24 protein-coding genes and 2 other annotated features are annotated in these 24,457 nt (G+C 41.9%); all 24 genes read right to left on the reverse strand.

The window, feature by feature from the left end; translation table 11 throughout:
* Positions 1–80: 80 nt before the first annotated feature.
* The 24 genes from fusA to QSJ37_RS17805 all read right to left on the reverse strand — a co-directional run bounded on the left by fusA (position 81) and on the right by QSJ37_RS17805 (position 24,388).
* Entirely contained in the window at positions 81–2,159 is a 2,079-nt protein-coding gene (gene fusA / locus QSJ37_RS17690; RefSeq protein ID WP_285756494.1) for an elongation factor G, read from the reverse strand.
* Positions 2,160–2,307: 148 nt separating this feature from the next.
* On the reverse strand, positions 2,308–2,778 hold the full coding sequence (gene rpsG, locus QSJ37_RS17695) for a 30S ribosomal protein S7 (RefSeq protein WP_012748881.1): 471 nt from the start codon (positions 2,776–2,778) through the stop codon (positions 2,308–2,310).
* 37 nt (positions 2,779–2,815) lie between these two features.
* Positions 2,816–3,238 carry a 30S ribosomal protein S12 gene (rpsL, locus tag QSJ37_RS17700; RefSeq protein ID WP_062677087.1) on the reverse strand — a complete coding sequence of 141 codons (423 nt, stop codon included), beginning with the start codon at positions 3,236–3,238 and terminating at the stop codon, positions 2,816–2,818.
* Between the two features lie 104 nt (positions 3,239–3,342).
* On the reverse strand, positions 3,343–3,591 hold the full coding sequence (locus QSJ37_RS17705) for a 50S ribosomal protein L7ae-like protein (protein ID WP_062677086.1): 249 nt from the start codon (positions 3,589–3,591) through the stop codon (positions 3,343–3,345).
* Between the two features lie 132 nt (positions 3,592–3,723).
* Complete coding sequence (gene rpoC / locus QSJ37_RS17710; protein WP_062677085.1) at positions 3,724–7,323, reverse strand: DNA-directed RNA polymerase subunit beta'; 3,600 nt, start codon at positions 7,321–7,323, stop codon at positions 3,724–3,726.
* A 139-nt stretch (positions 7,324–7,462) separates the two neighbouring features.
* Positions 7,463–11,020, reverse strand: coding sequence for a DNA-directed RNA polymerase subunit beta (gene rpoB, locus QSJ37_RS17715; protein WP_285756497.1), 3,558 nt, complete (start codon positions 11,018–11,020; stop codon positions 7,463–7,465).
* Between the two features lie 221 nt (positions 11,021–11,241).
* A complete protein-coding gene (locus tag QSJ37_RS17720; RefSeq protein WP_285756498.1) occupies positions 11,242–11,844 on the reverse strand; it encodes a class I SAM-dependent methyltransferase in 603 nt (200 codons plus the stop codon).
* Between the two features lie 101 nt (positions 11,845–11,945).
* Positions 11,946–12,311, reverse strand: coding sequence for a 50S ribosomal protein L7/L12 (gene rplL / locus QSJ37_RS17725; RefSeq protein WP_041269549.1), 366 nt, complete (start codon positions 12,309–12,311; stop codon positions 11,946–11,948).
* A gap of 53 nt (positions 12,312–12,364) precedes the next feature.
* Positions 12,365–12,865, reverse strand: a complete 501-nt coding sequence (gene rplJ / locus QSJ37_RS17730) for a 50S ribosomal protein L10 (protein WP_012748874.1) — start codon at positions 12,863–12,865, stop codon at positions 12,365–12,367.
* A 44-nt stretch (positions 12,866–12,909) separates the two neighbouring features.
* Positions 12,910–13,063, reverse strand: a sequence feature (ribosomal protein L10 leader region).
* 47 nt (positions 13,064–13,110) lie between these two features.
* A complete protein-coding gene (gene rplA / locus QSJ37_RS17735; protein ID WP_285756500.1) occupies positions 13,111–13,812 on the reverse strand; it encodes a 50S ribosomal protein L1 in 702 nt (233 codons plus the stop codon).
* A 108-nt stretch (positions 13,813–13,920) separates the two neighbouring features.
* Positions 13,921–14,346: a 50S ribosomal protein L11 gene (gene rplK / locus QSJ37_RS17740; RefSeq protein WP_012748872.1), complete on the reverse strand. Its 426-nt coding sequence runs from the start codon at positions 14,344–14,346 to the stop codon at positions 13,921–13,923.
* 246 nt (positions 14,347–14,592) lie between these two features.
* Positions 14,593–15,126, reverse strand: a complete 534-nt coding sequence (gene nusG / locus QSJ37_RS17745; RefSeq protein WP_012748871.1) for a transcription termination/antitermination protein NusG — start codon at positions 15,124–15,126, stop codon at positions 14,593–14,595.
* Positions 15,127–15,254: 128 nt separating this feature from the next.
* Complete coding sequence (gene secE, locus QSJ37_RS17750; RefSeq protein WP_285756502.1) at positions 15,255–15,437, reverse strand: preprotein translocase subunit SecE; 183 nt, start codon at positions 15,435–15,437, stop codon at positions 15,255–15,257.
* 42 nt (positions 15,438–15,479) lie between these two features.
* A complete protein-coding gene (gene rpmG / locus QSJ37_RS17755) occupies positions 15,480–15,629 on the reverse strand; it encodes a 50S ribosomal protein L33 (RefSeq protein WP_012748869.1) in 150 nt (49 codons plus the stop codon).
* An 89-nt stretch (positions 15,630–15,718) separates the two neighbouring features.
* The gene (sigH, locus tag QSJ37_RS17760; protein ID WP_285756504.1) at positions 15,719–16,369 is read right to left on the reverse strand and encodes an RNA polymerase sporulation sigma factor SigH; all 651 of its coding nucleotides are present in this window, start codon (positions 16,367–16,369) and stop codon (positions 15,719–15,721) included.
* Between the two features lie 69 nt (positions 16,370–16,438).
* Positions 16,439–16,951 carry an NYN domain-containing protein gene (locus QSJ37_RS17765; protein WP_285756505.1) on the reverse strand — a complete coding sequence of 171 codons (513 nt, stop codon included), beginning with the start codon at positions 16,949–16,951 and terminating at the stop codon, positions 16,439–16,441.
* A gap of 4 nt (positions 16,952–16,955) precedes the next feature.
* Positions 16,956–17,693 carry a 23S rRNA (guanosine(2251)-2'-O)-methyltransferase RlmB gene (gene rlmB, locus QSJ37_RS17770; protein ID WP_285756506.1) on the reverse strand — a complete coding sequence of 246 codons (738 nt, stop codon included), beginning with the start codon at positions 17,691–17,693 and terminating at the stop codon, positions 16,956–16,958.
* Between the two features lie 2 nt (positions 17,694–17,695).
* Entirely contained in the window at positions 17,696–18,115 is a 420-nt protein-coding gene (locus QSJ37_RS17775) for a Mini-ribonuclease 3 (protein WP_285756507.1), read from the reverse strand.
* Positions 18,116–18,121: 6 nt separating this feature from the next.
* Complete coding sequence (gene cysS, locus QSJ37_RS17780) at positions 18,122–19,522, reverse strand: cysteine--tRNA ligase (protein ID WP_012748864.1); 1,401 nt, start codon at positions 19,520–19,522, stop codon at positions 18,122–18,124.
* The gene (gene cysE, locus QSJ37_RS17785; protein WP_012748863.1) at positions 19,500–20,171 is read right to left on the reverse strand and encodes a serine O-acetyltransferase; all 672 of its coding nucleotides are present in this window, start codon (positions 20,169–20,171) and stop codon (positions 19,500–19,502) included. The genes cysS and cysE overlap by 23 nt, the downstream gene beginning before the upstream one ends.
* Before the next feature lie 71 nt (positions 20,172–20,242).
* Positions 20,243–20,475, reverse strand: a binding site (T-box leader).
* A 40-nt stretch (positions 20,476–20,515) separates the two neighbouring features.
* Complete coding sequence (gene gltX, locus QSJ37_RS17790; protein ID WP_062677078.1) at positions 20,516–21,976, reverse strand: glutamate--tRNA ligase; 1,461 nt, start codon at positions 21,974–21,976, stop codon at positions 20,516–20,518.
* Between the two features lie 114 nt (positions 21,977–22,090).
* Complete coding sequence (gene ispF / locus QSJ37_RS17795) at positions 22,091–22,567, reverse strand: 2-C-methyl-D-erythritol 2,4-cyclodiphosphate synthase (protein WP_285756509.1); 477 nt, start codon at positions 22,565–22,567, stop codon at positions 22,091–22,093.
* A 16-nt stretch (positions 22,568–22,583) separates the two neighbouring features.
* Entirely contained in the window at positions 22,584–23,270 is a 687-nt protein-coding gene (gene ispD, locus QSJ37_RS17800; protein ID WP_285756510.1) for a 2-C-methyl-D-erythritol 4-phosphate cytidylyltransferase, read from the reverse strand.
* 23 nt (positions 23,271–23,293) lie between these two features.
* Positions 23,294–24,388: a PIN/TRAM domain-containing protein gene (locus QSJ37_RS17805; protein WP_285756511.1), complete on the reverse strand. Its 1,095-nt coding sequence runs from the start codon at positions 24,386–24,388 to the stop codon at positions 23,294–23,296.
* Positions 24,389–24,457 lie beyond the last annotated feature (69 nt).

Here is a 24,457-nt window from a genome sequence, read left to right on the forward strand (position 1 = left end):
ATGCCCGGGAGCAAACACTTGTCATATTTGCTCCCAAGTCTTACATAAGTATTTATAGCGAAACTGCAGACAGAAATCAATTATTCACCCTTATTTTTTTTGATGATTTCATCTGCAATGTTTTTCGGAACTTCTTCATAATGGTCAAATACCATCGTGAATGTTCCACGTCCTTGTGTGTTAGAGCGTAGCGAAGTAGCGTATCCAAACATTTCCGCTAGTGGAACCATCGCGCGAACGACTTGCGCGTTGCCGCGAGCTTCCATACCTTCTACGCGTCCTCGACGAGAAGTGATATCACCCATAATATCGCCAAGATATTCTTCAGGGATCACTACTTCGACTTTCATGATTGGCTCAAGCAACACAGGATCACATTTTTCAGCAGCATTTTTCAACGCTAAAGAAGCTGCGATTTTGAACGCCATTTCGCTGGAGTCGACATCATGGTATGAACCATCAAATAGTTTCGCTTTAATGTCGACAACTGGGTATCCAGCAAGAACGCCATTTTGCATTGCTTCTTCAAGACCAGCTTGGACTGCTGGAACATATTCTTTCGGAACAACCCCACCGACAATCGCGTTTTCGAATTCGAATCCTTTTCCGCGTTCGTTTGGCGAGAATTCGATCCAAACGTGACCGTATTGACCGCGACCACCAGATTGGCGGATAAATTTCCCTTCGACTTGCGCCGATTTACGGAATGTTTCGCGGTAAGCAACTTGTGGCGCGCCGACGTTTGCTTCCACTTTGAATTCACGGCGCATACGGTCAACGATGATGTCTAGGTGAAGCTCACCCATACCAGAAATGATCGTTTGGCCAGTTTCCGGATCTGTATGAGCGCGGAATGTCGGGTCTTCTTCTTGTAATTTTTGCAATGCTTGACCCATTTTATCTTGGTCCGCTTTTGATTTTGGCTCGATCGCCACCGAAATAACTGGTTCTGGGAACTGCATTGATTCTAGTATAACAAGGTTCTTTTCATCACATAGAGTATCGCCTGTTGTTGTATCTTTTAAACCTACAGCTGCCGCGATGTCACCGGCATATACTTTCGAAATTTCCTGACGGTGGTTCGCATGCATTTGTAGGAGACGACCGATACGTTCACGTTTGCGTTTTGTCGAGTTCATGACATATGAACCAGAATCTAGTGTACCAGAGTACACACGGAAGAACGTTAACTTACCAACGTAAGGGTCAGTCATGATTTTAAACGCTAATGCTGCGAACGGAGCGTCATCGTCTGCTTCACGAACTACTTCTTCTTCTGTATCCGGAACGACCCCTTTAATTGGAGGGATGTCCACAGGAGAAGGCAGATAGTCTACAACTCCGTCAAGCAATAACTGAACCCCTTTGTTTTTAAATGCAGAACCGCAAAATACAGGGAAGAATTCCACGCTAATCGTCGCTTTACGAATCGCAGCTTTCAATTCTTCTTTTGTAATTTCTTCCCCTTCTAAATATTTCATCATAAGCTCTTCATCTAATTCCGCAACTGCTTCAATGAGCTTGTTGCGATATTCTTCCGCCATATCGCGGTAATCTTCTGGAATTTCAATGCGCTCAATATTTTTACCAAGCTCATCATGATAATGGTACGCGCACATTTCCACAAGGTCAATAATGCCGGAGAATTGGTCCTCCGCGCCGATTGGCAATTGCACAGGATGCGCGTTTGCTTGCAAGCGGTCATGAAGCGTTTTTACGGAATACAAAAAGTCCGCGCCAATTTTATCCATTTTGTTAACGAATACGATACGTGGAACCCCGTATGTAGTCGCTTGGCGCCATACTGTTTCTGTTTGCGGTTCTACACCAGATTGCGCGTCAAGAACAGTGATCGCACCATCGAGTACACGAAGAGAACGTTCAACTTCTACCGTAAAATCTACGTGTCCTGGTGTGTCGATAATGTTGATGCGATGCCCTTTCCATTGTGCTGTTGTCGCAGCAGATGTAATCGTAATCCCGCGCTCTTGTTCTTGTTCCATCCAGTCCATTTGGGAAGCACCTTCATGAGTTTCCCCAATTTTATGAATACGGCCAGTATAGAACAAGATGCGCTCTGTTGTTGTCGTCTTACCGGCGTCAATATGCGCCATAATCCCAATGTTTCGAGTGTTTTCTAAGGAGAACTCTCTTGCCATGGTGGTTATTTTCTCCTTCCTTCAAATAAGTATCATGTGATATTCGCTAATACAAAATCATAATAATATAGGAATATAGGTGAATTGGCGGCAAGTTTCTCCAGCCACCATCACCTATTCTCCCTTGTAGATTATCAATAAACCATAATTACCAACGATAATGTGCAAACGCTTTGTTTGCTTCTGCCATTTTGTGTGTATCTTCGCGTTTTTTCACAGCTGCGCCAGTGTTGTTTGCAGCGTCCATAATTTCATTCGCAAGACGCTCTTCCATCGTTCTTTCACCGCGGAGACGAGCATACTGCACTAACCAGCGAAGACCTAATGTAACGCGGCGATCTGGGCGAACCTCAACAGGAACTTGATAGTTTGCACCACCAACACGACGTGCACGAACTTCAAGAACAGGCATTACGTTTTTCAACGCTTGCTCAAATACTTCCATTGGATCTTTACCCGTGCGCTCGCGAATAATATCAAATGCCGTATAAAGAATTTTTTGCGCTTTTCCTTTTTTACCGTCAATCATAATTTTATTGATAAGACGGGTCACTAGTTTTGAATTGTAAATCGGATCTGGTAGTACGTCTCGTTTTGGAACTGGACCTCTACGTGGCATATTTTTTCCTCCTTTCAACCAAAAATCCTATTTCATATTATTTTTTCGATTCTTTTGGTTTTTTCGCGCCGTATTTTGAACGACCTTGCATACGGTTCGCTACACCTGCTGTATCTAGGGCACCACGAATAATGTGATAACGCACCCCTGGCAAGTCTTTTACACGTCCGCCGCGAATTAATACGACGCTGTGTTCTTGCAAGTTATGACCGATACCAGGGATATAAGCCGTTACCTCAATACCGTTCGTTAAACGAACACGCGCGTATTTACGAAGCGCAGAGTTTGGCTTTTTCGGAGTCATCGTGCCAACACGTGTACAAACACCGCGTTTTTGCGGAGAAGGCACGTTTGTTTGTATTTTTTTGAAGCTGTTGTACCCTTTATTTAATGCAGGTGATTTTGACTTTACCACCTTTTTCTCGCGACCTTTGCGAACTAGTTGGTTAATTGTAGGCATATTAAATTTCCTCCCTTCACATACAAACTCAAGCCCACATATCCAGGCGGTTCATTATTTATGCAAAAACAAAGTTTTTGTAGTAAAAACCACAAAAACGGTTTTTAACGAATGATCGCTACAGCAGCTGCTCCTACTTGAATTTTGCATGCTTTCCCAAGTTTCTTCATGGAATCCACTTTCGCAACTGGAACGTTTGCTTCTTTTGCCGCTTCCATCACTTTATCGATAATGGATGGATCAGCATCTTCCGCAACGATAACTTCCAGCGCCTTTCCTTCTTTCAGAGCTCTTACTGTTTGCTTTGTTCCTACAACAATTTTTCCAGCCTGCAATACTTTTTCATAAGACATGTAACATATCCTCCAAAGTACCAGGTTTTCGGAACACCTTTATTAGACTATCATTTTCATAAGACATTGTCAACTATATTTTTAAACAATTTGTTACCAGCAAAGGAATCGTCCTTTGCTGGTAACAACCAATTATTTAGAAGTAACCGCGTCCTCATTTGCTTCTTTCTTAATTACCGGTTTTACTTTACGATAGCGCGCCATTCCAGTTCCTGCTGGAACAAGCTTGCCGATAATAACATTTTCTTTTAAGCCGAGCAACTCATCCCGTTTTCCTTTGATCGCCGCATCGGTTAAAACGCGTGTCGTTTCTTGGAACGATGCCGCTGATAAGAATGAATCAGTTTCTAGCGATGCTTTTGTAATACCAAGCAATACTGGGCGAGCCGTTGCTGGACGTTTTCCTTCAAGAAGCGCTTTTTCGTTCACGTCCGTAAATTGATGCACATCTAATAATGTTCCAGGCAGGACGTCTGTATCCCCCGCATCAATGACGCGCACTTTACGAAGCATTTGACGAACCATTACTTCGATATGTTTATCGCTAATTTCTACCCCTTGCATTCTATATACCTTTTGTACTTCACGCAATAAATATTCTTGAACGGACGTAACGTCCCTTACTTTTAATAATTGTTTTGGATCAATGGATCCTTCGGTAAGTTCTTGACCACGCTCTACTTGTTGCCCTTCCTCTACTTTTAATCTTGCGTTATAAGGAGCAATGTAAGAGCGTGTCTCTACCTCGCCTTTTACGACAATTTCATATTGACGATCACGCGTTTGGTTAATCGAAGTGACGATTCCGTCAATTTCTGAAATAACCGCTTGCCCTTTCGGATTACGTGCTTCAAACAGCTCTTGAACACGCGGCAAACCTTGGGTAATATCGTCGCCGGCAACACCGCCTGTGTGGAACGTACGCATCGTTAACTGCGTACCAGGTTCACCGATCGATTGCGCAGCGATAATACCGACCGCTTCGCCAACTTCCACATCCGCACCTGTCGCCAAGTTACGACCGTAACATTTTTTACATACACCGTGTCTTGTATTACATGTAAAGGCAGAGCGGATCCATACTTCTTTAATGCCTGCTTTAATAATCGCGTTCGCAATATCTTCGGTGATCATTTCGTCTTTGCGAACGAGTATTTCGCCTGTTTCCGGATGTTTCACCGTTTTTTGCGCATAGCGACCGACAAGACGCTCTTCTAGTTTGACAATGACTTCTGCACCGTCCGTTAATGCTCTTGCAAGAATACCACGGTCCGTACCGCAATCCTCTTCACGAACAATGACATCTTGCGCCACATCGACAAGACGTCTTGTGAGATAACCGGAGTCTGCTGTTTTTAGTGCCGTATCAGCAAGCCCTTTACGCGCTCCGTGTGTAGAAATAAAGTATTCCAATACCGTTAATCCTTCACGGAACGAAGATTTGATCGGCAATTCGATGATGCGTCCCGCTGGGTTTGCCATGAGACCGCGCATTCCGGCAAGCTGCGTAAAGTTTGATGCGTTACCGCGAGCTCCAGAATCGCTCATCATAAAGATTGGGTTGCGTTTATCGAGCGATTTCATCAGTCTGTCTTGAATTTTGTCTTTCGCTTCGCTCCAAATCGAAATGACACGTTCATAGCGCTCTTCGTCAGTAATTAAACCGCGTCGGAATTGTTTTAAGACCGTGTCGACTTTTGCTTGTGCTTCTTCAAGAATTTCTTGTTTTTCCGGTAATACGACAATGTCGGCAACCCCAATCGTAATGCCGGCTTTTGTTGAATATTGGAACCCTAAATCTTTCATGCGGTCAAGCATCTTCGATGTTTCTGTAATTTTGAACCGCTTAAATACCTCAGCGATAATTTGTCCGAGCACTTTTTTCTTAAACGGTGGAACAAGTTCGCGCTTGCGAATTTCTTCTTTTACATTTGCACCTTTATCGAGGAAGTATTTATCCGGTGTCCGCCCTTCGATATTTTCAGTTGTCGGCTCGTTAATATAAGGGAATGAGTTTGGTAAAATTTCGTTGAAAATAAGTTTTCCAACTGTCGTAATAAGCAGTTTATTATTTTGCTCTTCCGTAAACGTTTCATTTTTCAATGAACCGGCATGAACGGCGATTCGTGAATGTAAATGGACATAACCATTATGATACGCAAGCAACGCCTCATCCGTATCTTTAAATACCATTCCTTCACCGATTGCTCCTTCACGTTCCATCGTTAAATAATAGTTACCTAAAACCATGTCTTGCGAAGGAGTAACAACTGGTTTTCCGTCTTTCGGGTTCAAAATATTTTGCGCGGCCAGCATGAGCAATCGTGCTTCTGCCTGAGCTTCCGCGGATAGCGGAACGTGCACGGCCATTTGGTCTCCGTCAAAGTCAGCGTTATATGCTGTACATACAAGCGGATGCAAGCGAATCGCGCGACCTTCAACAAGCGTTGGCTCAAACGCTTGAATACCCAATCGGTGAAGAGTTGGGGCACGGTTAAGTAATACCGGATGCTCTTTAATCACATCTTCTAACACATCCCATACTTCCGGATGGACGCGCTCAATTTTCCGTTTTGCGCTCTTAATGTTGTGCGCTAATCCACGTTCGACAAGCTCTTTCATCACAAACGGTTTAAAGAGCTCAAGCGCCATTTCTTTCGGCAAGCCGCATTGATACATTTTCAAGTTCGGACCGACGACAATAACCGAACGGCCTGAATAGTCTACACGCTTACCAAGCAAGTTTTGACGGAAACGACCTTGTTTCCCTTTTAACATATGAGAGAGCGATTTTAGCGGACGGTTCCCAGGTCCTGTTACCGGACGGCCCCGTCGACCGTTATCGATTAACGCGTCGACCGCTTCTTGAAGCATCCGTTTTTCGTTTTGCACAATAATGTTCGGTGCGCCGAGATCCAACAAGCGTTTCAAACGATTGTTTCGGTTAATCACGCGGCGGTACAAATCGTTCAAGTCCGATGTCGCAAAGCGTCCGCCGTCTAATTGCACCATCGGCCGCAATTCAGGAGGAATAACAGGAAGCACATCAAGCACCATCCAAGCAGGATCGTTGCCTGAGTTGCGGAACGCCTCTAACACTTCCAACCGCTTGATAATACGGGCGCGTCGCTGCCCCTGTGCTGTTTTTAACTCCTCTTTTAACGTTGCCACTTCTTTTTCTAAGTCGATATCTTGAAGAAGCTTTTTAATTGCCTCTGCACCCATGGAGGCTTGGAACGATTGCCCGTATTTTTCACGATACGCACGATATTCTTTTTCGGAAAGCAATTGTTTTTTCTCCAGTGGCGTATCGCCTGGATCAGTCACAACGTATGAAGCGAAATAAATCACTTCCTCTAACGCACGTGGCGACATGTCCAAAACGAGTCCCATACGGCTTGGGATTCCTTTGAAATACCAAATATGTGAAACAGGAGCTGCTAGTTCAATATGACCCATCCGTTCACGACGGACTTTCGAGCGAGTCACTTCGACACCGCAACGGTCGCAGACAACACCTTTATAACGTACGCGCTTATATTTTCCACAATGACATTCCCAATCTTTTGTTGGTCCGAAAATACGCTCACAAAATAATCCGTCTTTTTCTGGTTTCAATGTACGATAGTTAATCGTTTCCGGTTTTTTTACTTCACCGTATGACCAAGAACGGATTTTCTCCGGTGAAGCGAGTCCGATTTTCATGTACTCAAATTTATTTACATCTAGCAAGGGGTATACCTCCCTCTTTATCACTCGGTTTTGCCTCGATTGCTTTTATGAAATAAAGGTTAGTAGTGAACGTTCTTTTGTGAGTCATAACATCTTGAAAGTGATGGAGGATCAACTCCCCCATCACCGTTCAATAATCTTATTCTTTTGTGACGACATCTTTTTCGTTCTCTGTCGACTTCACTTCTGGAACAATGGCATCCGCGCTATGATCATCATCTTCATCAAAGTTTTCCATATTAATTTCTTTTTCGTCGCTAGTCAAAATGGTTACATCCATACCTAAGCTTTGCAGCTCTTTAATCAACACTTTAAACGATTCCGGCACACCTGGTTCTGGTATGTTCTCACCTTTGACGATTGCTTCATATGTTTTCACACGACCGACGACATCGTCCGATTTGACTGTAAGTATTTCTTGCAATGTATATGCAGCGCCATAAGCTTCGAGCGCCCACACTTCCATTTCGCCGAAGCGCTGCCCGCCAAATTGCGCTTTACCGCCAAGCGGTTGCTGCGTAACGAGCGAGTACGGTCCCGTTGAACGGGCATGAAGCTTATCGTCAACCATGTGCGCAAGCTTAATCATGTACATAATACCGACAGATACGCGGTTATCAAACGGCTCACCCGTTCTGCCATCGTATAAAACCGTTTTTGCGTCACGCGGCATTCCTGCTTCTTCTAAAATGTTCCATACGTCTTCTTCCGTAGCCCCATCAAATACTGGCGATGCAATGTGGAGGCCGAGCTTCTTCGCTGCCATACCGAGATGCAATTCGAACACTTGCCCGATATTCATACGCGACGGAACGCCTAAAGGGTTTAACATAATATCAATTGGAGTACCGTCTGGTAAGAACGGCATATCTTCTTCCGGTAAAATTCGCGAAATAACCCCTTTGTTTCCATGGCGACCTGCCATTTTATCGCCTTCGGAAATTTTCCGTTTTTGCACGATATAAACACGGACAAGCTGGTTAACGCCTGGCGGAAGCTCATCTCCGTCTTCGCGGTTAAAGACCTTCACATCAAGGACAATACCGCCGCCACCATGCGGAACTCGAAGAGACGTATCGCGCACCTCGCGCGCTTTCTCACCGAAAATAGCATGTAACAGCCGTTCTTCTGCTGTAAGCTCCGTCATTCCTTTCGGTGTTACTTTACCAACGAGCAAATCACCGTCTTTTACTTCCGCGCCAATGCGGACAATTCCACGTTCGTCCAAGTTTCGTAACGCGTCTTCACCGACGTTTGGAATATCGCGCGTGATTTCTTCCGGACCAAGTTTTGTATCGCGGGATTCTGCTTCATACTCCTCAATATGGATGGACGTATATACGTCTTCTTTGACGAGACGTTCGCTCATGATAATTGCGTCTTCATAGTTGTATCCATCCCATGTCATAAAGGCAACCAGTACGTTGCGGCCGAGTGCAAGCTCACCTTTATCCATGGATGGACCATCTGCTAAAATTTCCCCTTTTTCAACGATATCGCCTTTTTTCACAATCGGGCGTTGATTGTAACAAGTCCCTTGGTTCGAACGAACGAATTTCAAAAGACGATATTTATCAAGATCACCTTTTACTTCTTTTCCGTCCACTTCAATGAGGCGGCGAACCCAAATTTCCTTTGCCTCCACTCGTTCGACAATACCGCGATGTTTACAAATAACAGCGGCGCCGGAGTCTTTTGCGGACACATATTCCATTCCTGTACCGACAATTGGCGCTTCCGGCTCTAACAATGGAACTGCTTGACGCTGCATGTTCGCTCCCATAAGCGCACGGTTCGAGTCGTCGTTTTCCAAAAATGGAATGCAGGCCGTCGCTGCTGATACAACTTGTTTTGGCGATACGTCCATATAGTCGACGCGGTCGCGTTTTACGACAATGTTTTCCCCGCGGAAACGAGCAACCACATTTTCTTCTAAGAACGTTCCATCTTCCGCTAGAGGGACGTTCGCCTGTGCTACAACATAGTTATCTTCTTCATCGGCTGTTAAATAATCAATTTGATCGGTAACTCTTCCTGTCTCCGGATCGACACGTCGATATGGTGTTTCGATAAAACCAAATTTATTTACTTTTGCATACGTAGATAGTGAGTTGATCAACCCAATGTTTGGACCTTCAGGCGTTTCAATCGGGCACATTCGTCCATAGTGTGAATAGTGAACGTCACGTACCTCGAAGCCTGCGCGTTCACGTGTTAAACCACCCGGTCCTAACGCAGAAAGACGGCGTTTATGCGTCAATTCAGCAAGAGGGTTCGTTTGGTCCATAAATTGTGAAAGCTGTGAGCTTCCGAAAAACTCTTTAATCGCTGCAATGACAGGACGAATGTTAATCAGCTGTTGCGGAGTGATCGTGTTTGTATCTTGAATGGACATGCGCTCACGAACCACCCGCTCCATGCGTGACAAACCAATCCGGAATTGGTTTTGCAATAATTCACCGACAGAACGAAGACGGCGATTTCCTAAATGGTCAATATCATCCGTGTCACCGACTCCGTGTAATAAGTTAAAGAAATAGCTAATCGAAGCAATAATATCCGCAGGAGTAATATGTTTCACATCTTCGGCAATATAGCCGTTGCTGATGACATTAATAACTTTTTCTCCATCCGCGTCGTTTGGCGAATAAATTTTAATAGACTGTAACGCAAATTCTTCATCCACTACGCCACCGACAGGTTTATAAACTTGTAATCCAACGCCGTTTTCAAGGTACGGTAAAATTCGGTTTAACGTTCTTCGATCAATAAGCGTTCCTTTTTCCGCAATGATTTCACCAGTTTCCGGATTTACCAATGTTTCAGCAAGACGTTGGTTAAACAGACGGTTTTTAATATGAAGTTTTTTGTTAATTTTATAACGTCCAACGCTTGCTAAGTCATAACGTTTTGGATCAAAAAAGCGGGAGATTAACAAATTTTTCGCGTTTTCAATCGTCGGTGGTTCACCTGGACGCAAACGCTCGTAAATTTCAATGAGCGCTTTTTCGGTGCTGTCCGTATTATCTTTTTCAAGCGTGTTGCGAAGATATTCATTATCACCGATTAAATCGATAATTTCCTGATCGGAACCAAACCCGAGCGCACGAAGAAGCACCGTAACTGGTAGTTTACGAGTGCGATCAATACGGACATATACAACATCTTTTGCGTCTGTTTCGTATTCTAACCACGCACCGCGGTTCGGAATAACCGTTGCCGAATAACCGCGTTTTCCGTTTTTATCAACCTTTTCACTATAATAAACGCTTGGAGAGCGGACAAGCTGTGACACAATAACACGTTCCGCCCCGTTAATGATAAACGTTCCTGTTTCTGTCATTAACGGGAAATCGCCCATAAAGACATCTTGTTCTTTTACTTCACCAGTCTCTTTATTAATTAAACGTACTTTTACGCGAAGTGGTGCGGCATATGTAACATCGCGTTCTTTTGCCTCTTCAACAGTATATTTTGGCTCCCCTAAACTATAATCAATAAACTCAAGAGAAAGATTACCGGAAAAGTCTTCAATTGGGGAAATTTCTTTAAACATTTCCCGCAATCCTTCATCAAGAAACCATTTATAAGAGGAAGTCTGAATCTCAATAAGATTTGGCAATTCTAGCACTTCACTAATACGCGCGTAACTTCTTCGTTGGCGGTGTCGTCCATATTGAACTAGTCGGCCTGTCAACTGATTCACCCCTCAAAATTTAAACATTAATCAAAATGGAAGGTAAACCTTCAGTTATAATGGAGAAAAAAAGAAAATGGTTTCTATATAGAAAACCATATTTTTACCTGTTTATTGATTTTATCATTCTTCCCATTATGGATAAAATTATACGTCATATCCTTGCGACGAAATTGTACATATTTAGCATTTTATAATGCTACCACAACCATAGAATACTGTCAACATTTTTTTGACTTTATGATATAATATCCTTTTTTCTTTGTCACAACTTCTACATACGAGAATATTTCTTGCAGTTTTTTTAATGCAGAAGGAGCCCCTTGTTTTTTCTGAATCACAACCCATAATTCTCCGTTAGGATAAAGATAGGCAGCACTTTGTTCAAAAATGGCATGAACAACACGTTTCCCAGCGCGAATCGGTGGATTTGTCAAAATCGCAGCAAACTTTTTATCTCCTACTTGCGCAAATAAATCACTTTCATAAATGGAAGCGTTGGTAATATGGTTAGCATGTTTATTTTCATTTGCCAGCGCAAGAGCACGTTTGTTTATATCAATCATGTCTACATGTCGGTTTGGAAATGCCTTGGCAATAGATAAACCGATCGGACCGTATCCGCAACCTACATCTAAAAAATCACCATCTACTTTCGGTTCTTCAAACGTTTCAATAAGCAAGCGTGTCCCAAAATCAACTTCTCGTTTCGAAAATACACCACTATCTGTCGTAAACGTCAGTTCATTGCCCCGCAATGTAAATGCCCACGTATGGGGATTGCTTTCCGACGATGGAGTGGAAGAGTAATAATGTTCGCTCAATGACATCACCCTTCTATTACTGATTTATTTTCATCATACCCATTTTCTTATAAATAAAAAAGCCCGCTGGTTTCAGCGAGCTTTTTCTGCGCGAATGACAATTATTTCACTTCTACGCTAGCGCCAACTTCTTCAAGTTTCGCTTTGATTTCTTCTGCTTCTTCTTTAGAAACGCCTTCTTTAATTGGTTTTGGAGTGTTATCAACTAAGTCTTTTGCCTCTTTCAAGCCAAGGCCAGTGATTTCACGAACAACTTTGATAACTTTAATTTTTTGCGCACCAGCGTCAGCAAGAATAACATCAAATTCAGTTTTTTCAGCAGCAGCATCGCCGCCAGCAGCACCGCCAGCAACTACTACAGGAGCAGCAGCAGTGACGCCGAACTCTTCTTCAATTGCTTTTACTAATTCGTTTAATTCTAATACAGTCATATTTTTAACCGCTTCAATGATTTGTTCTTTTGTCATCATCAGTTCCTCCTTAATATCATTATGGTTTTATAGCATAAACGAAAGAGAAATTATGCGCTTTGTTCCTCTTTTTTGTCCGCAACTGCTTTTGCAACAAGCGCAAAGTTGCGAATTGGAGCTTGAAGAACGCTAAGCAACATAGAAAGCAAGCCTTCGCGGGAAGGAAGTTTTGCAAGCGCGTTGATTTCTTCAAGCGTTGCAATGTTGCCTTCAATGACACCTGCTTTAATTTCAAGCGCTTCATGGTCTTTAGCAAATTCGCTTAAAATTTTCGCAGGCGCTACAACATCTTCTTTGCTAAATGCAATCGCATTTGGCCCAGTAAATACATCATTTAATCCTTCTAAGCCAACTTCCGCTAACGCACGGCGAGTTAATGTGTTTTTATACACTTTGAACTCAACGCCTGCTTCGCGAAGTCGCTTGCGAAGTTCTGTAACTTCCGCTACGTTTAAGCCGCGGTAGTCTACGATAACCGTAGATTTGCTGGCGCGGAATTTTTCAGCTATCTCTGCTACAATTTGTTTTTTGAGTTCGATCGCACTGCTCATTTTTACACCTCCTGTGGAAGATAAAATGAAAACACCACTTATACCGCATCAACAAAAAACCTCCATGCCACGTAGACATGGAGGTATCGTAAAACGCGCAAAATGACCTTGAACGCGTTTTTCTATCGTACAAATACCTCGGTAGGATATTAAGCTCCTAAGAGCACCTACTGTCTACGGTACAAATGATATTCATTTTTTCAGACAAAAAACATTTTACTAAAAGAATTGAAAGAAGTCAATATTTATTGCGCTACCGCTACTGTAGACGGGTCTACTTTGATGCCAGGGCCCATCGTTGAAGTAATCGTTACGTTTTTCACGTAAGTACCTTTTGCAGCGGCTGGTTTTGCTTTTAAAATCGCCTCGTAAATCGTAGTGAAGTTTTCTGCCAGTTTCTCGTTATCAAATGACACTTTACCAATCGGTACATGAATGTTGCCGGCTTTATCAACACGATATTCTACTTTACCAGCTTTAATTTCTTGCACCGCTTTCGCAACATCAAATGTAACAGTGCCTGTTTTCGGGTTTGGCATTAACCCTTTCGGACCTAAAATACGTCCTAATTTACCAACTTCACCCATCATATCTGGAGTAGCGACAACAACGTCAAAATCGAACCAACCTTGTTGAATTTTGTTGATATACTCTGTATCGCCAACGTAATCAGCGCCAGCTGCTTCCGCTTCTTTTGCTTTTTCGCCTTTCGCGAATACTAATACGCGTTGTACTTTTCCTGTACCATGAGGCAATACAACCGCACCGCGAATTTGTTGATCGGCTTTTTTCGGATCAACACCTAAACGGAACGCAACTTCAACCGTAGCGTCGAATTTCGCAATGTTTGTTTTCTTCACAAGTTCAATTGCTTCTGCAATCGGATACGCTTTGAAGCGATCCACAAGCTTTGCTGCTTCTAAATATCTTTTTCCTCTTTTTGACATGTAAAATTCCTCCTTATTGTGGTTTTAGCGGAATGACCTCCCACGAATAAAGGTTGCGAAAAGGATTTCTCCTTATAGTCGCAACCTCCTCAGCCAACTTTATGCACATTAGTCTTCGATAACAATGCCCATGCTGCGGGCTGTACCTTCAACCATGCGCATCGCAGCTTCGATGCTCGCTGCGTTTAAATCCGGCATTTTCATTTCGGCAATCTCACGCACTTTATCGCGTTTGATTGTCGCTACTTTATTACGGTTTGGTTCACCAGAACCAGATTCAATGCCGGCCGCTTTTTTCAATAATACTGCAGCTGGCGGAGTTTTCGTAATAAATGTAAATGAACGGTCTTCAAAAACCGTAATTTCAACCGGAATAATTAAACCCGCTTGGTCAGCTGTGCGAGCATTGAACTCTTTACAAAATGCCATAATATTAACACCGGCTTGACCTAACGCTGGACCAACTGGTGGTGCCGGATTTGCTTTACCTGCAGGAATTTGTAGTTTCACGACTTTTATAACTTTTTTTGCCACGAGACACACCTCCTTAAGTCCGTGATGTGGTATTAGGGATTGTCCCTCCCACTCATAAGGCAACTATAGCCCTTTTCCGTATTCTCTCGTTTCGGTTGAGAGGATCTGCGTGTTAGAAAAACGCTCCCTTATACAAACTTGTATAAGTTCATTGCCTAATGCAAACCAATTGTTTGTCTCGATTCACGAGACATACTGACTTTAAAATATTATCACTTTTCTATTTCGATTGCAAGTTGTTTTCTATTATATTTTTTCAATTTGTGAAAACTCAAATTCCACTGGTGTTTCGCGCCCAAACATATTGACAAGCACTTTTACTTTTCTCTTATCTAGATCGATCTCTTCAATTTTACCGGTAAAGTTAGCAAAAGGACCTTCTTTCACCCTTACCGTTTCATTTAATTCATAGTCTACATCGATCTCCGTCAACGGCATGCCCATTCGTTTTAAAATCATTTCGACTTCCTCTTCAAGAAGTGGCGTTGGTTTTGAACCTGCCCCGCTTGATCCAACAAACCCTGTTACCCCAGGCGTGTTGCGTACTACATACCAAGAATCATCGGTCATCACCATCTCCACTAACACATACCCTGGAAATACTTTTTTCTTTGTTGCCTTCTTCTTTCCGTTTTTTGTATCTGTTTCCGTTTCTTCAGGAACTACGATGCGAAAAATTTTATCTTGCATACCCATTGATTCCACGCGCTTTTCCAAGTTGGCTTTTACTTTATTTTCATAGCCTGAATACGTATGAATGACATACCAATTTTTCTCCATCGATGAGGACTTAACTGTCCTTTCCCTCCCTAAATCGGTTTGGTTTCCTTTTTTAAGCAAAACAAAAACCCGTTACCGGGCTATACGTTTGCTTTATTATCTTTCATTATATCATATGGGCAAAAGACTTATTCAAAAACAAGACGAATTAATTTAGAAATGCCTAGATCAACAATAGCAAAAAATAATGTAAAAAACGCAACAGTGGCCAATACAATAGCGGTATAATTGACAAGTTCTTTTCGGCTTGGCCAGCTTACTTTTTTCATTTCCCGTGCTACTTCTCTAAAAAAATTCATTATTCGTTGCATGATTAGTAACCTCCAACAAACGTACGAGCTGCCCACATTGCTTTATTTCGTTTCGCGGTGGGTCGTATGCATATTGCAAGTTTTGCAAAATTTGCTCGTTTCAAAGCGTTCTTGACAACGGTTGACGTTTTTCATTGTAACATAATTTCGACTATTGCATTGACTGCAAGCTAAAATAATTTTTTTCCTCATGAATGTCCCACCGTTCTAAAGGATGTCCATAAAAATTTACCATACACGTATTCCTATGTCAATGACTTCAGGAAAATAAAAGCCTTCTCCTAAAGACTAATTTCACGATATTCCAAATATTTTTCCAGTTTTCTTTTTACGCGCTGAAGGGCGTTATCAATCGATTTGACATGGCGATTTAGCTCTTCAGAAATTTCTTGATATGAGCGACCATCTAAATATAAAGCAAGCACTTTCCGCTCCAAATCACTGAGCAGTTCGGTCATTTTCACTTCGATATCATCGACTTCCTCGCGATTGACGATCAGTTCTTCTGGATCCATCGCTTTCGTTCCAGAAATGACATCCATCAGCGTCCGGTCTGATTCATCATCATAAATAGGTCTATCCAAAGATACATAAGAATTAAGCGGAATATGTTTTTGTCTTGTCGCTGTTTTGATTGCAGTGATCATCTGCCTTGTAATACAAAGTTCTGCAAACGCTTTAAAAGAGGAAAGCTTGTCCCCTTTAAAATCGCGAACCGCCTTATATAAACCAATCATTCCTTCTTGAATGATATCTTCCCGATCGGCGCCGACTAAAAAATAAGAGCGCGCTTTGGCACGTACAAAATTTTGATACTTATGAATCAAAAAATCTAGCGCATCTCCATCCCCTTGATGCACAAGTTCAACTAATTGCTCATCTTCCAAATGTTTATAGTTTTTATATGTTTTTTCTTTGAAGCAATCGCCCACGCTGATCCCCCCGACCGCATAAATCGCTAGAATTTATTATACAGTACAAATTTTTACAGCGTCAACCGCTCATTTTTGCCCTCTTCGCCATCTTTCGAAAATTTGAGCAATTTCATCTGTCAATGGAACTTTAGACATAGGAGTTTGTTCTTGTATATTTTGTATTTTTTTTGAAATAGCCTTTTCGATAGACTCCATTTCGACTAAAAGTTCACGTGCCGACTTACGCAACGCCCCTTGACTAAAAATTGTCCATTGCTCCGTATAATCCGACGTAGCGACATACACCTTTGTTTGCACATTAATTAAGCTTTTTGCTAACCTTTCAATCCGTTCATCCGCTGTCTCATTTTCTTTGGTAAAAATAACTTCGACTTGATGATCTTTATATTTTTTCTCATTCCCTTGTATGAGGTGCGCATCGAAAACGATAATGACTTGATCTCCAGTAAATCCTTGGTACTCGGCCATTTTGGAAATCAATAAATCCCTTGCCGCAGCAAGGTCATCCTCCTCTTTCAGCTTGCGAAGCTCCGGCCAAGCACCGATCATGTTATAGCCATCGACAATCAGAATATTCATCGATTTATTCTCCTTGCGGATAACGTTTGCGGTACACCTCATACATGAGAAGACTTGCAGCGACAGAAGCATTCAATGACGTAACATGCCCTCTCATCGGCAAATGAATGAGAAAATCGCATTTTTCTAAAATGAGCCTTCCGATTCCTTTTCCTTCACTGCCAATGACAAGAGCCAGCGGCATCGTTCCGTCAAGGGAGCGATAGTCATCTTTTGCTTTGGCATCTGTTCCAACAATCCATACACCGCGCTCTTTTAATTCATCAATCGTTCTCGCTAAATTCGTCACTCGCGCAACGGGGACATATTCGATCGCACCTGTCGAAGCTTTTGCTACCGTTGCCGTCAAGCCGACAGAACGGCGTTTCGGAATAATGATTCCGTGGGCGCCTACGGCATCAGCCGTTCGCATAATCGAACCTAAGTTATGTGGATCTTCCAATTCATCAAGAATGAGAAAAAATGGCGGTTCGTTTTTTTCGGATGCTCGCGCAAATAAATCATCAACCTCGTAATAACGGTACGCCGCAACTTGAGCGACAACTCCTTGGTGCGCCCCTTCTACCATTTGATCAAGCTTTTTTTTCGGAACATATTGCACAAGCACACCATTTTGCTTAGCAAGCCGAATAATCGGTTGGATAGAGTTGCGCTGCACACCTTCTGCTATCCAAATCTTGTTAATTTCCCTTTCTGATTTCAATGCCTCAATGACAGGATTTTTTCCAATAATAAAATCCATTGCTACAACTTCCTTTCCTCACCTTCAATAATCGCAAAAGAACAGCGAATAATCTCCTCAACTCGTTTTTCATTATTTCCTAAAAAATGATAGCCGATAAGCGCTTCAAATGCTGTACTATATCGGTACGTCTGCACATCCGTGTTTTTGGGAATCGTACCAGATTTGGCGTTTCTTCCCCGGCGAACGACCGACTGCTCTTCTTCTGTTAATAATTCATTTTCTAATAATGTTAACAACACTTTTGCTTGTGCTTTCGCTGATACATATTGAATCGCTTGTTTATGAAGCTGATGCGGCTTCACATTTCCCTTTGAAAGAAGGTGATGCCGTACATAAAGTTCGTATACGGCATCCCCAATGTAAGCAAGCGCTAATCCGTTTAGTTGTTTTACATCTTTGATCGGCTGTAAAAGACTCATCGCATCTTATCCTCTTTTCCATCTCGTACCTTGCGGCGTATCTTCTAAAATAATGTTTTTCGCCTTTAATTCATCACGAATTTGATCCGCTAAAGCAAAATTCCGATTTTTTCTCGCTTCGTTCCGCTTTTGAATAAGCGCTTCGATTTCCTCGTCCAATAATTCCTCTTCTTGCAACGTAATGCCCAGTACATCTAACAGCTGTTCAAATTCACGCAAAAATGCATGAATGACGCGTTCGGACGTATTTTTTTCCAACAAATATAAGTTCGCTTGTTTCGATAGCTCAAATAACACGGCAATCCCATTGGCTGTGTTAAAATCATCGTCCATCTCCCGAATAAATGCCTCATGTTGCTCTTGAATGCGCGCAAGCCATTGATCATCATCATCGGTTAAGTTCGTGCTGCTTTGCAATCGATGTTTTAAATTAAAATAGGACGTTTTTAACCGTTCCAATCCTTTTTTCGCGCTCTCTAATAATTCTTCACTATAGTTAATCGGATGTCGGTAATGAACAGAAAGCATAAAGAACCGTAATACTTGCGGATCGATTTGCTGGATAATATCGTGAACGAGCACAAAATTACCTAGCGATTTTGACATTTTTTCGTTATTAATATTTAAATATCCGTTATGAAGCCAATATTTCGCAAACGGTTTTCCTGTTAACGCTTCTGATTGTGCAATTTCGTTTTCATGATGAGGAAACGTCAAATCTTGACCACCGGCATGAATATCAATCGTATCACCTAAATATTTACGCGCCATTGCCGAGCACTCGATATGCCATCCCGGACGCCCTTTTCCCCACGGGCTATCCCAGCAAATTTCGCCTTCTTTTGCCGCTTTCCATAACGCGAAATCAAGCGGATCTTCTTTCTTTTCCCCTACTTCGATGCGCGCTCCCGCTTTTAGTTCATCAATAGATTGATGCGAGAGTTTTCCATATTCTTTAAATTTCCTTGTACGATAGTACACATCCCCGTCTACTTCGTATGCATAACCTCTATCGATTAATGTTTGAATAAATTCAATAATCGTATCTATATTTTCCGTTACGCGTGGATGAACATCCGCTTTTTTGCATCCAAGCGCTGTAATATCTTCAAAATACGCTTGAATAAAACGCTCCGCGATTGTCGGCACATCTTCTCCTAATTCGCGCGCCGCCTTAATTAACTTGTCATCCACATCCGTAAAATTGGAGACGTATTTCACTTCATAACCGCGAAACTCTAGGTAACGGCGAATCGTATCAAACACAATCGCGGCGCGGGCGTTCCCAATATGAATATAGTTATATACGGTTGGACCGCATACATACATTTTTACTTTATTCGGTTCTAGCGGTTCAAACAGTTCCTTTTTTCTTGTTAACGTGTTATAAAGTCGAATGCTGCTCATCTTCGACCTTCCTTTCCTTCTTTAAGCTTTCAATTTCTTCACGCAATCTTGCAATTTCTGCTTCTAACTCTTTAATGCGATCGGCAACCGGATCTGGTAAGTCCGTATGATTTAAGTCTTTTTTCACTTTCACACCATTGCGGACAACCACTCGTCCCGGAATGCCAACAACCGTGGAGTTCGGTGGAACGTCTTTCAACACAACAGAACCTGCTCCGATTTTTGAGTTTTCTCCAATCGTAATGGAACCGAGCACTTTCGCACCTGCTGCAATTAAGCAGTTGTCTTTAATCGTTGGATGGCGCTTTCCTTTTTCTTTCCCTGTTCCTCCTAATGTTACACCTTGATACACAGTTACATTATCTCCAATTTCACATGTTTCGCCAATCACCACACCCATGCCATGATCGATGAAAAAGCGGCGGCCGATTTTCGCTCCCGGGTGAATTTCAATGCCTGTAAAAAAGCGGCTAATTTGCGAAATAAGGCGGGCAAGAAAGTAAAATTTACGCTTATATAATGCATGAGCAATACGGTGTGCCCAAATCGCGTGAAGGCCAGAGTATGTTAAAATAACTTCTAAATAGCTCCTTGCTGCTGGATCTTGCTCAAAAATCACCTCAATATCTTCCTTAAGTGTTTTAAACATATGATCCTCCCTCCACTTTCATCAAATTTGCGGAAAGTACATCTATGAAAAAAACGTCTCTGTGCCAATGACACAGAGACGCTTCTAGGCGCGGTTCCACTCTGTTTAGCTAAACGATTCGTTTAGCTCACTCCAATCTGATAACGGAGAAACTCCGCTCCTATCTACTACAGAACGTCTCTGCTCTGGTTCGAAAGGAGGCTCCGAGGGGCATTTCAAAAACATCGGTCATGAATCACTTCCAGCCAAGGTGATTCTCTCTGGAATGCCAATGTTTTCTACTTCTCCTCGTCAACGCTTTTTCTATATTTTAATTTTTACTATATGAAAAACGGATAAAAAGGTTAATGAATCACCTTTTCTAATCGGCTTATAACTTTTTCTTTTCCTAATAATTGAATCGCAAATGGCAGTTCTGGACCGTGTGTTTGCCCTGTTACCGCAACGCGAATCGGCATAAACAATTTTTTCCCTTTTTGTCCTGTCGCTTTTTGCACCGATTTAATTGCCGCTTTAATATTTTCTGCCGTAAACGGCTCAAGCTGTTTCACTTCTTCTAAAAATGTTTTTAACACATCAGGGACTTGTTCGCCGGCTAACACTTCTTTCGCTTCTTCATTATACTCAATGTCTTCTTTAAAGAACAACTCCGATAGCTCTACAATTTCCGCTCCATAACTCATTTGTTCTTGGTATAATGCAATTAAATCACGCGCCCATTGCCGTTGTTCTTCACTCATTTGTTCTGGCAGGCGTCCGGCCTTAATCAAATGCGGCAATGAAATTTCCACTAATCGGTCTAAGTCTAGTTTTTTAATATATTGGTTATTCATCCATGTCAACTTTTTCGTATCGAACATCGATGGTGATTTGGACAATCGGGAAACATCAAAAATACGAATGAGTTCCTCTTTCGAGAAAATTTCTTCTTCCCCTTCTGGTGACCATCCTAATAGTGCAAAGAAGTTAAACAACGCTTCTGGCAAATAGCCAAGCTCTTTATATTGAGAAACAAATTGAATAATCGATTCATCACGTTTCGAAAGTTTTTTGCGATTCTCATTTACAATTAACGTTAAATGAGCAAATTTCGGCGGCTCCCACCCGAAATAGTCGTAAATCATTAACTGTTTCGGCGTGTTCGATAAATGTTCTTCACCGCGGAACACGTGGGTAATTTTCATTAAGTGGTCATCAATAACAACGGCAAAATTGTATGTTGGGATGCCGTTTGCTTTCATAATGACCCAATCGCCAATATCTTTTGATTCAAACGTCACTTTTCCACGTACGATATCTTCAAATTCATATACTTTTCCTTCAGGTACTTTTACACGAATCGTATACGGCTTTCCTTCTGCTTCCAATTGTGCGACTTGTTCTTTCGTTAAATGGCGGCACTTTCCGCTATATTGCGGCGCTGCAATCCCTGCCGCTCTTTGCGCTTCCCGCTCTTTTTCCAGCTCTTCTGGCGTGCAGAAACATTTATACGCATATCCTTTTTCTAAAAGTTCATTCACGTATTTACGATATATATCGAGACGTTCCGTTTGGCGATATGGACCGTATCCGCCGTCTTTATCCACCGACTCGTCATAATCAATGCCTAACCATTTTAAGTTTTCTAACTGCGACTGTTCGCCACCTTCTACGTTTCGTTCGATATCCGTATCCTCAATACGTACAATAAATTTTCCATTATGATGACGAGCAAATAAATAGTTAAATAACGCCGTTCTTGCACCGCCAATATGTAAATGACCGGTTGGACTCGGTGCGTATCGCACTCTCACTTCTTGTGACATCGTCAATAACCCTCCAATATCTAATCAAACTTGTACCACTATTGTACATTTTATATGAGCAAAGTTCAAAATGGATTGTTTGAGGCTATACAAGTAAGCAATATGATGTTTATTTTATTTTTTTTGCAATAATACGACCGCTTGAGCGGCAATTCCTTCTTCTCGGCCAGTAAAACCTAACTTTTCCGTCGTTGTTGCTTTGACATTGACTTGTGACGGTTCTCCTTCTAGCAAATTCGCAATATTTTCTTTCATTTGCTCGATATGTGGCGCCATCTTTGGCTTTTGTGCGATAATCGTGCAATCGAGATTAACAAGTTCGTATCCTTGCTGCTTGACTAATTCCCATACTTGTTTTAATAATAGCGCAGAATCAGCATCCTTATAGCGGTCATCGGTATCTGGAAAATGCTTGCCAATATCACCTGCAGCAATTGCTCCTAAACATGCATCTGCGACCGCATGCAACAATACATCGGCGTCGGAATGGCCGAGCAACCCTCTTTCGTATGGAATGCGAACGCCTCCAATGATGAGGGGACGGCCCTCGACAAGCTGATGAACATCAAATCCTTGACCAATGCGAAACATGTAGTTACCCCTCTCGTTATGAAATTACCCAACTTGATAAAATCGCTTCAGCAAATAATAAATCATCCGGTGTCGTTAATTTAATATTGCGGTAATCGCCTTCGACAATTTTTACTTTCCCGCCAATTCGCTCTACAAGACTTGCATCATCTGTGCCAATATAACCATCTTTTTGTGCCTGCTCATGTGCCCTTAAAACGAGAGAAACATGAAAAGCTTGTGGAGTTTGTACAGCCCACAAGCTAGAGCGTTCCATCGTTTCCTCAACAAACTGATCGCGCGCCTTTTTGATAGTGTCTTTAACGCGCACAGCCGGAATTGCCGCACCGTGTTCCTTCGCTTCTTTTACTAATTCATGAATTTGCTCTATAGTAACGAACGGACGCGCACCATCATGAATAAGCACAATATCCCCATTTTTCACCGCTTTCAGCCCATTGTACACGCTATGTTGTCGCTCTTTTCCACCGCTTACGATCGCAGTGATTTTTTTAATATGGAAACGAGAAAATAATTGTTCAAACTGTGTTCTTTCCGCTTCATTAATCACAACAATAATACCACGGCACCATTCATCTTTTTCAAACACTTTTAATGTGCGCACAATTAGCGGTTCGTTTTGAAGTTCAATCAATTGTTTATTAACTCCTGCCTTCATTCGCTTTCCTTGCCCGGCTGCAGGAATGACTACCTCATACATCATCGCTGTTTCCCCTACTCATTCGTTTATAACGCTTTTTGCAATAGCTTTAGCTTCGCGAAAATCATTCTCCCTGCTGATGTTTGTAACACGCTTGTCACCAATACGTCAACCCGTTTGCCTATATAATCTTTTCCGTCTTCCACGACAATCATTGTTCCATCATCTAAGTACGCCACACCTTGATTGTGCTCTTTGCCATCTTTGATCACATGAACGTTTAATTCTTCCCCAGGGAGAACAACCGGTTTTACCGCATTCGCTAAATCATTAATATTAAGGACACGCACATTTTGCAGCTCACATACTTTATTTAAATTGAAATCATTCGTGACAACAACACCTGATGTTAATTTTGCCAACTTCACCAGCTTACTGTCTACCTCTTGAATATCGTCAAAATCGCCTTCATAAATTTCCACTTTAATATCCAATTCCTTTTGAATGCGGTTTAAAATGTCAAGTCCACGTCGGCCACGATTGCGTTTTAACACATCAGATGAATCTGCAATATGTTGCAATTCTTCAAGCACAAAACGAGGAATGACAATTGTTCCTTCTAAAAAACCTGTTTGGCAAATATCTGCAATTCGGCCATCAATAATTACACTTGTATCTAAAATTTTTACAGGACTATCTTTTGATAAACCCGTCTCTTCTTCTGTCCCCTTTTTCTTTGCCATTCGATTGGAAAGAGAAAATAAATTCATTAATTCATGCCGTTTTTTAAATCCGACTTGAAATCCTAAGTAACCAAGCAGGATCGTCAAAAATATCGGCAGCACCGTATTGACGACTTGAAACTGAAACGATTGCAGCGGCATAACAACTAAAAACGCAATAATAAGGCCGAAAATAAGCCCTAAACTGCCAAATAAAAGATCAGCAACAGGCACTTTAACGAGCGATTCCTCGACCCAGCGAATCATATCTACAACGTAATCTACTAGCCAAAAAGTCATCATAAAGAAAATAAGTGCTCCTAATACCGCCAATGTATATGAATTATTTAACAATGAAATGTCGCTTATATTCATAAGGCGCAACAAATTTGGCAAGAAAACAACACCTAATGTTCCTCCAACAACAAGAAAAAACAACTGAACGATACGTTTTACCATTTCTTTATTTTCACCTCCCTATCTAACATTATAAACAGTTTCCAATGTTTGAAACCAATCTTTAACATA

It is taken from the genome of Parageobacillus sp. G301 (genome assembly GCF_030268025.1).
GTDB lineage: Bacteria > Bacillota > Bacilli > Bacillales > Anoxybacillaceae > Parageobacillus_B > Parageobacillus_B toebii.